The sequence below is a fragment of the Halomonas organivorans genome, assembly GCF_014192055.1.
GTDB lineage: Bacteria > Pseudomonadota > Gammaproteobacteria > Pseudomonadales > Halomonadaceae > Halomonas > Halomonas organivorans.
Map to the genome: position 1 here is coordinate 81,849 of NZ_JACHXM010000011.1, position 11,913 is coordinate 93,761.

General features: G+C 66.2%; 12 protein-coding genes. All 12 read left to right on the plus strand.

Annotation, left to right across the window (positions count from 1 at the left end; translation table 11 throughout):
- Positions 1-31 precede the first annotated feature (31 nt).
- Entirely contained in the window at positions 32-1,171 is a 1,140-nt protein-coding gene (proB, locus tag FHR96_RS12530; protein ID WP_183388028.1) for a glutamate 5-kinase, read from the plus strand.
- A gap of 433 nt (positions 1,172-1,604) precedes the next feature.
- On the plus strand, positions 1,605-1,871 hold the full coding sequence (rpsT, locus tag FHR96_RS12535; RefSeq protein ID WP_183388029.1) for a 30S ribosomal protein S20: 267 nt from the start codon (positions 1,605-1,607) through the stop codon (positions 1,869-1,871).
- 119 nt (positions 1,872-1,990) lie between these two features.
- A complete protein-coding gene (murJ, locus tag FHR96_RS12540; protein ID WP_343066367.1) occupies positions 1,991-3,577 on the plus strand; it encodes a murein biosynthesis integral membrane protein MurJ in 1,587 nt (528 codons plus the stop codon).
- A gap of 97 nt (positions 3,578-3,674) precedes the next feature.
- On the plus strand, positions 3,675-4,697 hold the full coding sequence (gene ribF, locus FHR96_RS12545) for a bifunctional riboflavin kinase/FAD synthetase (RefSeq protein WP_183388030.1): 1,023 nt from the start codon (positions 3,675-3,677) through the stop codon (positions 4,695-4,697).
- Positions 4,698-4,707: 10 nt separating this feature from the next.
- On the plus strand, positions 4,708-7,542 hold the full coding sequence (gene ileS, locus FHR96_RS12550; RefSeq protein ID WP_183388031.1) for an isoleucine--tRNA ligase: 2,835 nt from the start codon (positions 4,708-4,710) through the stop codon (positions 7,540-7,542).
- A 10-nt stretch (positions 7,543-7,552) separates the two neighbouring features.
- The gene (gene lspA, locus FHR96_RS12555; RefSeq protein ID WP_183388032.1) at positions 7,553-8,077 is read left to right on the plus strand and encodes a signal peptidase II; all 525 of its coding nucleotides are present in this window, start codon (positions 7,553-7,555) and stop codon (positions 8,075-8,077) included.
- Positions 8,078-8,143: 66 nt separating this feature from the next.
- Positions 8,144-8,599 carry an FKBP-type peptidyl-prolyl cis-trans isomerase gene (gene fkpB / locus FHR96_RS12560; protein WP_183388033.1) on the plus strand — a complete coding sequence of 152 codons (456 nt, stop codon included), beginning with the start codon at positions 8,144-8,146 and terminating at the stop codon, positions 8,597-8,599.
- Positions 8,600-8,826: 227 nt separating this feature from the next.
- Positions 8,827-9,780, plus strand: coding sequence for a 4-hydroxy-3-methylbut-2-enyl diphosphate reductase (gene ispH, locus FHR96_RS12565; protein ID WP_183388034.1), 954 nt, complete (start codon positions 8,827-8,829; stop codon positions 9,778-9,780).
- Between the two features lie 184 nt (positions 9,781-9,964).
- A complete protein-coding gene (locus FHR96_RS22600) occupies positions 9,965-10,369 on the plus strand; it encodes a type IV pilin protein (protein WP_183388049.1) in 405 nt (134 codons plus the stop codon).
- Between the two features lie 2 nt (positions 10,370-10,371).
- Positions 10,372-10,818 carry a GspH/FimT family pseudopilin gene (locus FHR96_RS12575; protein WP_246392928.1) on the plus strand — a complete coding sequence of 149 codons (447 nt, stop codon included), beginning with the start codon at positions 10,372-10,374 and terminating at the stop codon, positions 10,816-10,818.
- On the plus strand, positions 10,815-11,255 hold the full coding sequence (gene pilV, locus FHR96_RS12580) for a type IV pilus modification protein PilV (protein WP_183388036.1): 441 nt from the start codon (positions 10,815-10,817) through the stop codon (positions 11,253-11,255). Before FHR96_RS12575 ends, pilV begins: the two co-directional genes overlap by 4 nt.
- On the plus strand, positions 11,245-11,913 hold a 669-nt coding region (locus FHR96_RS12585), incomplete at its 3' end, for a PilW family protein (protein ID WP_221195802.1). The genes pilV and FHR96_RS12585, both read left to right, overlap by 11 nt.

Consider the following 11,913-nt stretch of genomic DNA (forward strand, 5'->3'; position numbering starts at 1 on the left):
GGCGGCTGGGTCGCATTGAGCCGAGGAAGGAATGGAGAATAACGAGCAGGTGCCCGGCCGCGAGGCCCTGAAGGGCATGCGGCGGGTGGTGGTGAAGATCGGCAGTGCCCTGCTGACCAACGATGGCCGCGGTCTCGATGAAGCCTCCATCGGGGGCTGGGTCGATCAGATCGCCGCTTTGCACCGGCGTGGCATCGAGGTGGTGCTGGTGTCTTCCGGCGCGGTGGCCGCGGGCATGGTGCGTCTGGGTTGGCAGGCGAGGCCCTCGGCCGTGCATGCCTTGCAGGCCGCTGCCGCGGTAGGGCAGAACGGCCTCACCGAGTGCTACGAAGGGCACTTCGCGCGCCACGGGCTGACGACCGCCCAGGTGCTGCTGACCCACGACGATCTGTCCAATCGCAAGCGCTATCTCAACGCCCGCTCGGCGCTGCGGACCCTGGTCGATCTGCGAGTGGTGCCGGTGGTCAACGAGAACGATACCGTCGTGACCGACGAGATCCGCTTCGGCGACAACGACACCCTGGGCGCCCTGGTGGCCAATCTGCTCGAGGCCGATGCCCTGGTCATCCTCACCGACCAGGAGGGGTTGTTCGACGCCGACCCACGCCATGACGCGGGCGCCCGGCTGATTGCCGAGGGCCGGGCCGATGATCCTCGCCTGGCGGCGGTGGCCGGCGGTGGCGGCGTCCTGGGCCGCGGCGGCATGACCACCAAGGTGCGCGCCGCGCGCCTGGCGGCTCGCTCGGGCGCGGTCACCGTGATCGCCAGCGGGCGTCAGCCCGAGGTGCTTACCCGGCTGGTCGACGGCGAGCGTCTGGGGACTCTGCTCACTCCCGAGCGGGCCCCTATCGCGGCGCGCAAGCGCTGGCTGGCTGGCCAGCTCCAGGTGCGCGGCACCCTGACCCTCGACGCGGGGGCGGTGAAGGTGCTGCGCGGCAGCGGCTCCAGTCTGCTGCCGGTGGGCGTCAAGGCGCTGGCTGGCGATTTCGTGCGCGGCGACATGGTGCTGTGTGTCGACGAGGCCGGGCAGCGGGTCGCCAAGGGGCTGGTCAACTACGGTGCCGACGAGGCGAGGCGCCTGCTCGGTCAGCCGAGTCACCGTATCGAGGCGATCCTCGGCTACATGGAAGCGCCGGAGCTCATCCACCGCGACAACCTGGTGGTGCTCTAGGAGGCGCCGATTTTCTATTGCGCTCGACGACCCGCAAGGAAGTGGGAAGTGCATAGATTCGTCGGGAACGAATCTAGGGATCCTGGCCGCCGGCGGTCCTGGTGCGCCAGCCCGGGCGTCATCCTCATTGACTTGTCTCGTAAACTGCTGTGACTGTGTTCCGGCGACGGCCAGCCTCTCTTCGCTCATGACGTAAATCGTCAGCCTCTTGGTCAGGCGTGGCGGGGCGCTCCGCCTTGACAAGGCTGGCACGCGGTGTCGCCTTGTGATAGGATGCGCCATCCTCTCAGACACGGCCCGTAGCGACTGCGCCACGATGCGCGGTCGGCCGGATGGCCAAACCAACGGGGAAGTTCTGAATTTCCCTGTTGGATCAAAACGTTATCAAAACCGCCTTAGCAGGCGGTGACAACTTTCTCCAAGGAGACAGTCAGTGGCTAACAGCAAGCAAGCCCGCAAGCGCGCCCGTCAGGCAGAAGGCCGTCGTGTTCTGAAGGCGAGCCAGCGCAGCATGGTTCGCACCTACGTCAAGAACGTCATCAAGGCCATCAATGGCGGCGACCACGCCAAGGCCATGGATGCCTTCAAGGCGGCCCAGCCGGTCATCGACCGCATCGCCGACAAGGACGTGCTGTCCAAGAAGAAGGCCGCACGCCTCAAGAGCCGCCTGAACAAGCGTATCAAGGCCCTGGCCGCGTAAGCACGCCGGACGCCTCTGGTGGCCCGCGGATGCGGGCGCGCCAACGAAAAACCGGCTTCGGCCGGTTTTTTTGTGCCCGATGTTTCCCGGTATGACTTTGCCCGGCAAGGGAGCGCCACGTGACCGATACCAATCCCCAGCCCGCCACCGATTCCCCTCCCGCGCCCAAGGGCGGTGGACTGCTGCGCTCGGGGCTGGTGGTCAGCGCCATGACCATGCTCTCTCGGGTGCTGGGCCTGGCCCGCGACGTGGTGATCGCCGCGCTGTTCGGGGCGGGGCAGGGCGCGGATGCCTTCTTCGTCGCCTTCAAGGTGCCCAACTTCCTGCGCCGGCTGTTCGCCGAGGGGGCGTTCAACCAAGCCTTCGTGCCGGTGCTGTCGGAGTATGCGACGCAGCGGACCCGCGAGGAGGTGCGCGAGCTGCTCGATGCGGTGGCCGGCAGCCTGGCCGCCGTGCTGCTGCTGCTGACGGCGCTGGCCATGCTGGCTGCCCCTTGGCTTGTGTGGGTGTTCGCCCCCGGCTTCGGCCGCGACCCGACCAAGCTGGCGCTCACCGCCGACATGCTGCGGCTGACGTTTCCCTACCTGCTGCTGATCTCGCTGACCGCCTTCGCCGGCAGCGTGCTCAATACCTGGAACCGTTTCGCCGTGCCGGCCTTTACCCCGGTGCTGCTCAACCTGGCGTTGATCGGCGCCGCGCTCGGCCTGACGCCGCTGGTCAGCGAGCCGGCCCTGGCGCTTGCCTGGGGCGTGTTGATCGCCGGTGCCGCCCAGCTGCTCTTCCAGGTCCCCTTCCTGGCGCGCCTGGGCCTGATGCCCAAGCCTTGGCCTCGCTTCGCCCACGAGGGCGTGCGACGCATCCTCAAGCTGATGGCGCCGGCGCTGTTCGGGGTCTCGGTGTCCCAGGTCAACCTGCTGCTGGACACGGTGCTGGCCTCGTTGCTGGCCGCCGGCAGCGTCTCCTGGCTGTACTATTCCGATCGTCTGGTGGAGTTACCGCTAGGGGTGTTCGGCATCGCCATCGGCACGGTGATCCTGCCGGCGCTCTCCAAGCGCCATGCCGAGCAGTCCGGCGAGCATTTCGCGCGCATGCTCGACTGGGCGATTCGCGCCGTGCTGCTGCTCGGCCTGCCGGCGGCGCTGGCATTGGCGGTGCTGGCCGAGCCGCTGCTGATCACGCTGTTCCACTATGGCGCGATGACCGATCACGATATCGTCATGGCCGCCATGAGCCTGCGGGCCTATGCGCTTGGGCTGGTGGCTTTCATGCTGATCAAGGTGCTGGCGCCGGGCTTCTTCGCTCGCCAGGACACCAGGACGCCGGTCAAGGTAGGAATCGTGGCCATGGCCGCCAACATGGTCTTCAACCTGCTGCTGGTATGGCCGCTGGCCCACGCCGGCCTGGCGCTGGCGACGTCGCTCTCGGCTTTCCTCAACGCCGGCCTGCTGGGGTACCTGCTGCGCCGCCAGGGGGTGCTGCACTTCCAGCCGGGCTGGGGCCGCTATGCCGTACAGCTGCTCGGCGGCTGCACGCTGATGGGGCTGGGCCTGGTCTGGCTGGCCCCGGAGTGGCACGCCTGGCTCGACTGGTCGCTGGCGATGCGTGTCGGTTGGCTGGCGGGGCTGGTGGTGGCCGGGGCGGGGGTCTATTTCGCCTGGCTGGCGGTCCTTGGGGTGCGGCCGCACCACTTCCGGATGAGTGGCTGATGGCCATGCCGCACGCCGATGACCAAGCCGTGCCGGCTGTCAAGGGGCCGTCGGTTCGTTATAATCGTTGCCTTTCACTCACAGCGCGAAGACGCCCATGCAAGTGATACGAGGACTGCACAACCTGCGCGACGAGCACCGGGGCTGCGTGGCCACCATCGGCAACTTCGATGGCGTGCACCGCGGTCATCAGGCGATCCTCGATCAGCTGCGCGAGCGGGCTCGGGCGCTTGGCCTGCCGGTCACGGTGGTGGTCTTCGAACCGCAGCCGCGTGAGTTCTTTGCCGGCGATCAGGCGCCGCCGCGCCTGACGCGGCTGCGTGACAAGGTCGATTTGCTGGCCGCCCACGGAGCCGACAGGGTGCTCTGCCTGCCGTTCAACGAGACGCTGCGCTCCCTGACCGCACGCGCCTTCATCGAGCGGGTGCTGGTCGACGGCCTCGGCGTGCGTCACCTGGTGGTGGGCGACGACTTCCGCTTCGGCTGCGACCGCCGCGGCGACTTCGCGCTGCTGGAAGCGGTCGGCGGCGAGCAGGGCTTCGGCGTGGAGCACACTCGCACCTTCCTGCTCGACGGCGAACGGGTCTCCAGTTCGCGGGTGCGCACCCTGCTGGCCTGCGGGAACTTTGCCCAGGCCGCTCGCCTGTTGGGCCGGCCCTACCGGTTCGGAGGCCGGGTGGTGCGCGACCGCCAGCTTGGCCGAACCATTGGGGTGCCTACCGCCAACTTGCCGCAGCCGGCCAGGGCCCTGGCCCTGCAGGGCGTCTATGCGGTGGTCGCCGAGTTGCCCGACGGCCAGCGCCTCGAAGGCGTGGCCAATGTCGGCTGGCGTCCCACTGTCGGCAGCCATCAGCCGGTACTCGAAGTGCACCTGTTCGATTTCGACGGCGACCTATACGGCCAGACACTGAGCGTGGTGCCCTGCGCCAAGCTGCGCGGCGAGATGAAATTCGATGGCCTGGATGCCCTCAAGACGCAGATCGGCCTTGACCAGGCGCGCGCGCGGCGTTTCTTCGCCGCGGCGGACGACCCTCTTCCTCTGGCATCGGCGCCTTTGGCGCGCGAGGCCGTGACTTTCGATTCCTCGGCGGGCCGGCCCGCCGACCACGACGACGGCTGACCCCCAGGATATGAGCGACTACAAGCACACTCTGAATCTGCCAGAAACCGACTTCCCGATGCGCGGCATGCTACCCAAGCGCGAGCCCGCCCGGGTGGCCCAGTGGCAGGAGCTGGACCTCTATCACCGCCTGCGCGAGGCGCGCCGTGGCCGCGAGGCGTTCGTGCTTCACGATGGCCCTCCCTACGCCAACGGCAGCATTCACATCGGTCACGCCGTCAACAAGATCCTCAAGGACATCATCGTCAAGTCGAAGAACCTGGCCGGCTTCGACGCGCCCTACGTGCCGGGCTGGGACTGTCACGGCCTGCCCATCGAGCACAAGGTCGAGACCACCCACGGCAAGCACCTGGCACCGGCGAAGGCGCGTGAGCTGTGCCGCGAGTACGCCGCCGAGCAGATCCAGGGGCAGCTGTCCGATTTCGTGCGCCTGGGCGTGATCGGCGACTGGGACAATCCCTACCGCTCCATGGACTTTGCCAACGAGGCCGGCGAGATCCGTGCCCTGGCCGAGATGGTCGAGGGCGGCTACGTGTTCAAGGGGCTGAAGCCGGTCAACTGGTGCTTCGACTGTGGCTCGGCGCTGGCCGAGGCCGAGGTGGAGTACGCCGACAAGCAGTCGGACGCCATCGACGTGGCCTTCCCCTGCGCCCAGGACGACAAGCTGGCCGCGGCCTTCGGCCTCGAGGCGCTGCCCAAGCCGGCCGCGGTGGTGATCTGGACCACCACGCCCTGGACCATTCCCGCCAACCAGGCGCTCAACGTCCATCCCGAGTTCACCTACGCGCTGGTCGATACCGGGGAGCGCCTGCTGCTGCTGGCCGAGGAACTGGTGGAGTCCTGCCTCGAGCGCTTCGAGCTGGAGGGCGAGATCATCGCCACCGCCACCGGCGAGCGTCTGGAGCTGATCGAGTTCGATCATCCCTTCTACGAGCGCCGCGCGCCGATCTACCTGGCCGACTACGTGGCCATCGACGAGGGCAGCACCGGTATCGTCCACTCGGCCCCGGTGCACGGCGTGGACGACTTCGAGTCCTGCCGCCGCTACGGCATGGACTTCAGTGACTTCATCAGCGTGGTCAAGGGCGACGGCGTCTACGTCGATGACCTGCCGTTCTTCGGCGGTCAGCTGATCTGGAAGGCCAACCCGCATATCGTCGCCAAGCTCAGCGATGTCGGCGCACTGATGGCCCACAAGACCATCAAGCACAGCTACATGCACTGCTGGCGCCACAAGACGCCGGTGATCTATCGCGCCACCGCCCAGTGGTTCGTGGGCATGGACCTGCCCGGTCAGGATGGCCGCACCCTGCGCGACAAGGCATTGGAAGGCATCGAAGCCACCGCCTTCACCCCGGCCTGGGGCAAGGCGCGCCTGCACGCCATGATCGCCAACCGCCCCGACTGGTGCATCTCTCGCCAGCGCAACTGGGGCGTGCCGATCCCGTTCTTCCTGCACAAGCAGAGCGGCGAGCTGCACCCGCGCACCGTCGCGCTGATGGAGGAGGTCGCCGGCCGCGTCGAGCGTGAGGGAATCGACGCCTGGTTCCGGCTGGAGGCCGCCGAGCTGCTGGGCGACGAGGCTGCCGACTACGACAAGGTCACCGATACCCTGGACGTGTGGTTCGACTCCGGCACCACCCATCGCCACGTGCTGCGCGGCTCGCATCCCCATGGCCACGAGCAGGGCCCACGCGCCGACCTCTACCTGGAAGGCTCGGACCAGCATCGCGGCTGGTTCCACTCCTCGCTGCTGACCGGCTGCGCCATGGACGGTCATCCGCCCTACCGTGGCCTGCTGACCCATGGCTTCACCGTGGACGCCCACGGCCGAAAGATGTCCAAGTCGATGGGCAACGTGGTGGCGCCCCAGGAGGTGATGGACAAGCTGGGAGCCGATATCCTGCGCCTGTGGGTGGCGTCCACCGACTACGGCGGCGAAATGGCGGTCTCGGACGAGATCCTCAAGCGCACCGCGGACGTCTACCGCAGGATCCGCAACACCTCGCGCTTCCTGCTTGCCAACCTCAACGGCTTCGACCCGGCGAAGGATGCCCTGGCCTTCGGCGACATGCTGGCCCTGGACCAGTGGGTGGTGGACCGCGCCGCCCAGCTGCAGGCGCGCATCCAGACTGCCTATGAGGAGTACCGCTTCCTCGACGTGTATCAGCAGGTGCATGGCTTCTGCGCTCGCGAGCTCGGCGGCTTCTACCTGGACGTGATCAAGGACCGCCAGTACACCACCCAGGCCGACTCGGTGGCCCGGCGCAGTGCCCAGACTGCGCTCTATCACGTCGTCCAGGCGCTGGTCCGCTGGATCGCGCCGATTCTCTCCTTCACCGCCGAGGAAATCTTCGAGCACATCCCCGGCAAGCGCGGTGAGAGCGTGCTGCTCGAGGAGTACTACGCCGGGCTCGACACCCTGGCCGATGACGCCGAGATGGGCCGCGAGTTCTGGGAGCGGGTGCTGGAGATCAAGCAGGCCGTCAACAAGCGTCTGGAAGACGCGCGCAACGCCAAGACCATCAAGGGCAGCCTGGCCGCCGAGGTCACCCTCTACGTCGACGACGCCTTGTGGGCGACCCTCGACAAGCTGGGCGACGAGCTGCGCTTCGTGATGCTGACCAGCGCGGTGACGCTGAAGCCGCTGGCCCAGGGCGAGGGCGCCGAGGCGACCGAGCTCGAGGGCCTCAAGGTCGCCGTGGCGGCCAGCGAGCATGCCAAGTGCGAGCGCTGCTGGCATCATCGCGAGGACGTGGGGTCCCACGAGGGCCATGAAGATCTCTGCGGTCGCTGCGTGAGCAACCTGCCGGACGGTCCCGGCGAGACCCGTCACTATGCGTGAGGTGGGCAGCATGCCGGATATCCACAAGGGCGCCCAGGCGGCGCCCATGCACAAGCCGCTGCGCTGGCTGTGGCTCGCCGTGGCCTGGATCGCCCTGGACCTCGGCACCAAGGCCCTGGCCTCCGCGACGCTGGGCTATGCCCGGCCGCTCGAGGTGCTGCCGTTCTTCAACCTGACGCTGTTGCACAATACCGGCGCGGCCTTCAGTTTCCTGGCCGAGCACCCGGGCTGGCAGCGCTGGCTGTTCGCCGCCATCGCGGTGGCGGCAAGCATCGGCCTGACGCTGTGGATGAAGCGCCTGAAGGCGGGCGAGACCCTGCTGGCGGCTTCGCTGGCGCTGGTCATCGGTGGGGCCCTGGGCAATCTCTATGACCGCCTGGTGCACGGCTACGTGGTGGATTTCCTCTCCTTCCACGCCGCCGGCTGGTACTACCCGGCCTTCAACGTCGCGGACATCGGCATCACCCTGGGCGCCATCGGGTTGATCTGGGAGTCGACCATCGGCGAGCGACGCCGCGCCCGGCACCAGTCTTGAGGAACCCGGTACGCGTTTCGTCCTCCAAGGCGACATGCGACCTTCACGACAGCTTCGAGAGAACCCATGAGCGAATCACAAGGCCTGCGCATCGACGAGGGCATGGAAGTCACCCTGCACTTCACCCTCAAGCTCGAGGACGGCACCCAGGTGGACTCCACCCGCGACAAGGCGCCGGCCACCTTCCAGGTGGGCGACGGCAACCTGCCGCCGGGCTTCGAGCAGCCGCTCAAGGGCATGGGCGCCGGCGAGTCCGGTAGCTTCGAGATCGCCCCCGAGCACGGCTTCGGCCAGCACAATCCCCAGAACATCCAGGTGCTCAAGCGCGAGGACTTCGAATCCGACGAGCCCGAGGTGGGCATGGTGATGTCCTTCGCCGACCCGGCCGGCGGCGAGCTGCCCGGCGTGATCAAGAGCATCGATGACCAGCGGGTGGAAGTGGACTTCAACCATCCCCTGGCGGGGCGTACCCTGACCTTCGAGGTCGAGGTGCTGGAGGTGAAGCCCGCCACCACCCACTAGGAAAACACTGACTTCCTGCTGCGCTCGATATCCTGGCACTCGGCGGTGCCGAAACGTCGGACCGTCGTCATCCTCATGTAGCAGGCTACATTCCGGTGACTGTGCTCCGGCGGCTGCCAGCCTCTCTTCGCTCGCGACGGAACTCAGCGTTTCCCGGCTTATGGTGACAAGGCCGGGGGCTGACCCCGGCAGTTCAACGATGCTGACGCATCAAGGCAAGGCAAATCATGCAAATCAAGCTGGCCAATCCCCGCGGCTTCTGCGCCGGCGTCGACCGGGCCATCGAGATCGTCAACCGGGCCCTCGACGTCTTCGATCCGCCCATCTACGTGCGCCATGAAGTCGTGCACAACCGCTTCGTGGTCGACAGCCTGCGCGAGCGCGGGGCGGTGTTCGTCGAGGAACTCGACGAGGTGCCCGACGATGTGATCGTCATCTTCTCTGCCCACGGCGTGTCCCGCGCCGTGCAGGAGGAGGCCGAGCGGCGTGGGCTCAAGGTCTTCGATGCCACCTGTCCGCTGGTCACCAAGGTGCACATGGAGGTGCTGCGCTATGCGCGGCGCGGCCAGGAGTGCATCCTGATCGGCCATGAAGGCCATCCCGAGGTGGAGGGCACCATGGGGCGCTACGACACCTCCCACGGCGGGCGCATCTACCTGGTCGAGGACGAGGACGACGTGGCCAATCTCGAGGTCCAGGACCCGAGTCAGCTGGCCTTCGTCACCCAGACCACGCTTTCGATGGATGACACCGCCCGGGTGATCGACGCCCTGCGCGACAAGTTCCCCGAGATCCAGGGGCCGCGCAAGGACGATATCTGCTATGCGACCCAGAATCGCCAGGACGCGGTGCGTGAGCTGGCCGCAGGCTGCGACCTGCTGCTGGTGGTGGGCAGCACCAACAGTTCCAACTCCAACCGCCTGCGCGAGCTGTCCGAGCGGGTGGGCACAACGGCCTATCTGATCGACAACGCCGAGCAGATCGACTCCGCCTGGCTCGAAGGCGTGACCGCCGTCGGCGTGACCGCCGGTGCCAGCGCCCCCGAGGTGCTGGTGCAGGGCGTGATCGAGCGACTTCAGGCCCTGGGGGCCGAGGTGCCCGAGGAGCTAGCCGGCCGCGAGGAGACCATCACCTTTTCCATGCCGCGCGAGTTGCGCGAGCGGGTGATCGCCAGCGACTGATTGCCTCGCCAGCAGTTCCCCCGTGACGCCGCCATCGCCTCTGCGATGGCGGCGTCTTCGCATGAGGCGGTCTCGATGGGCATCGCCTATCCGATGGAGGCTCATTTGTCCTGTCGGAACCCTCGGTCTTGGGACATACTGAAACATGATGTAACTCAGTCGGAGGGTTTACCGAGTGAGCCTGATGAGCCTCCTGAAACATGCCGATACCCGCAGGCCTCGCCCCCTGCTCGGGGTGGCCGGCTTCACGTTGATCGAACTGATGATCGTGCTCGCGATCATCGCCATCCTGGCGGCGGTCGCCTATCCCAGTTATACGCGCTACGTGGAGCGCTCGCTGCGGGCGGATGCCCATGCCGGACTGAATATCGCCGCCGGGGAACTCGAGCGATGTTACACCGAGCAATATAGCTACGCTGGATGCTCCATTACTGGCACCTCACCCGATGGGGCTTACACGATCAGCTACTCGGAAGACGGGGACGTAGGCTATGTGATCGAGGCGACCACCGGTCGGGACGACGGCTGTTCCGGAGACATCACCCTCGATGGACGGGGCGAGAGAGGCCCCGACGATTCGTGTTGGTGAACATGAAGAATCGCGGGGTTACGTTACTCGAACTGCTGGTGACGGTTGCCATAGTGGTTGTTCTTGCATCCGTGTCGATACCAAGCTTCCAGCGGATGATGGCCGATAATCGGTTGATGGCAAGCTATAACGATGTGCTCGTCGGGCTGAATGTTGCCCGAAGCGAGGCGATCAAGCGACGCCAGGAAGTGACATTCGATGTGACGAGTTCAACCCCTTGGGGATATCAGGTGAAGGTGGATGGCATGGAGAGCCCGGTTCGTGTCCGTCGCGCGGATGAAGGCACGGTATCACTGGATGACGAAGATTTTTCCGTGACGTTCGATGCGTTGGGAAAGGCCACCAGTTGTGCTTCCGGCTGTCGTTTGACCCTGACACATTCGCGCATTGGCGATCGAGTGATTGAAGTCAGTGCGATGGGGCGAGTGGGTCGAGGCGCGTCATCATGAGTGCCAGGTCTGGTCAGGCGAAAGGCTTCACCCTGGTCGAGGCGCTGGTCGCATTGCTGGTCCTTTCCATCGGCCTGCTGGGCGTCGCCGCCATGCAGCTCAAGTCATTGCAGGGCGCCCATGCCGCTTATCAGCGCTCCATCGCCAGCCTGGCAGCACAGGATGCACAGGAGCGACTATGGGCCGAGATGGCAGCGCATTGGGCAGCTCAGCAGGAGCTCGCGTGCCCCGGTCTTGAATCGGTCAATGGGGAGGGAGGTGAGTGGGACGACCAGTGGTCGAGTCTGCTTCCCGACCTGAATCATACGCCTGTCAGCCTGGAAGGGACTTGTGAGTATGGTATTACCGTATCGTGGGAGGAGGGCCGTTTTGCTGGTGGAGGTGCACCCGAGTTTACCTATGCCGTGATGCTCCCAGGAGACAGTGGTGAAGAGTGAAAGAGGATTCTCGCTGGTCGAGCTGATGGTAGCCCTGGCGGTGGGGCTGATCATCGTCCTCGGGGCTGGCCAGCTGTTGCTGTCTGTCTTCAAGACGCATCGTCAAGTGGAAACTCTCAGCGAGAAACAGGCGGCGGTGAACTTCGCCGTCGATACCCTGATGCGCGACATCAGGCGAGCCTGCTGGGAGGAGACGGAGCCGGCCGACGGCGAGGGTGAATCAGATAGCCTGACGCTGAGTCTTCCGGATGGCGATGGCTGCGTGTCGGGTATGTTGGCGGCAACCTATAGCCTCGGTGAGCAGTCCGGTGGAGAGGCTGGCCGCTATTCCCTGAAGGTCGATCACGATGATGGAGCCGGCGCCCAGGAGGTGGTGAGCGGCCTGACCGGTAATGGATTTCGAGTTGCCCCTGAGGGCGACTATGGCATGAAGGTGACTCTGGAACTGATCCCCACGGCGCAGGGGGGGGAGCCCGATTCACTGACATTTGTCGCCATTAACCGCACGCAAGCGGTGAGTAGTGCGGCGCCAGGTGCTCCATCGGATGCTGAAGACAGCGGAGACAGCGGAGACAGCGGAGACAGCGGAGACAGCGGAGACAGCGGAGACAGCGGAGACAGCGGAGACAGCGGAGACAGCGGAGACAGCGGAGACAGC

Excerpts from the sequence above, each read along its gene's own strand:
- proB (WP_183388028.1), top strand. The coding sequence starts at position 32 with ATGGAGAATAACGAGCAGGTGCCCGGCCGCGAGGCCCTGAAGGGCATG.
- ribF (WP_183388030.1), top strand. The coding sequence starts at position 3,675 with ATGCAAGTGATACGAGGACTGCACAACCTGCGCGACGAGCACCGGGGC.
- ileS (WP_183388031.1), top strand. The coding sequence starts at position 4,708 with ATGAGCGACTACAAGCACACTCTGAATCTGCCAGAAACCGACTTCCCG.
- lspA (WP_183388032.1), top strand. The coding sequence starts at position 7,553 with ATGCCGGATATCCACAAGGGCGCCCAGGCGGCGCCCATGCACAAGCCG.
- fkpB (WP_183388033.1), top strand. The coding sequence starts at position 8,144 with ATGAGCGAATCACAAGGCCTGCGCATCGACGAGGGCATGGAAGTCACC.
- ispH (WP_183388034.1), top strand. The coding sequence starts at position 8,827 with ATGCAAATCAAGCTGGCCAATCCCCGCGGCTTCTGCGCCGGCGTCGAC.
- FHR96_RS22600 (WP_183388049.1), top strand. The coding sequence starts at position 9,965 with ATGAGCCTCCTGAAACATGCCGATACCCGCAGGCCTCGCCCCCTGCTC.
- FHR96_RS12575 (WP_246392928.1), top strand. The coding sequence starts at position 10,372 with ATGAAGAATCGCGGGGTTACGTTACTCGAACTGCTGGTGACGGTTGCC.
- pilV (WP_183388036.1), top strand. The coding sequence starts at position 10,815 with ATGAGTGCCAGGTCTGGTCAGGCGAAAGGCTTCACCCTGGTCGAGGCG.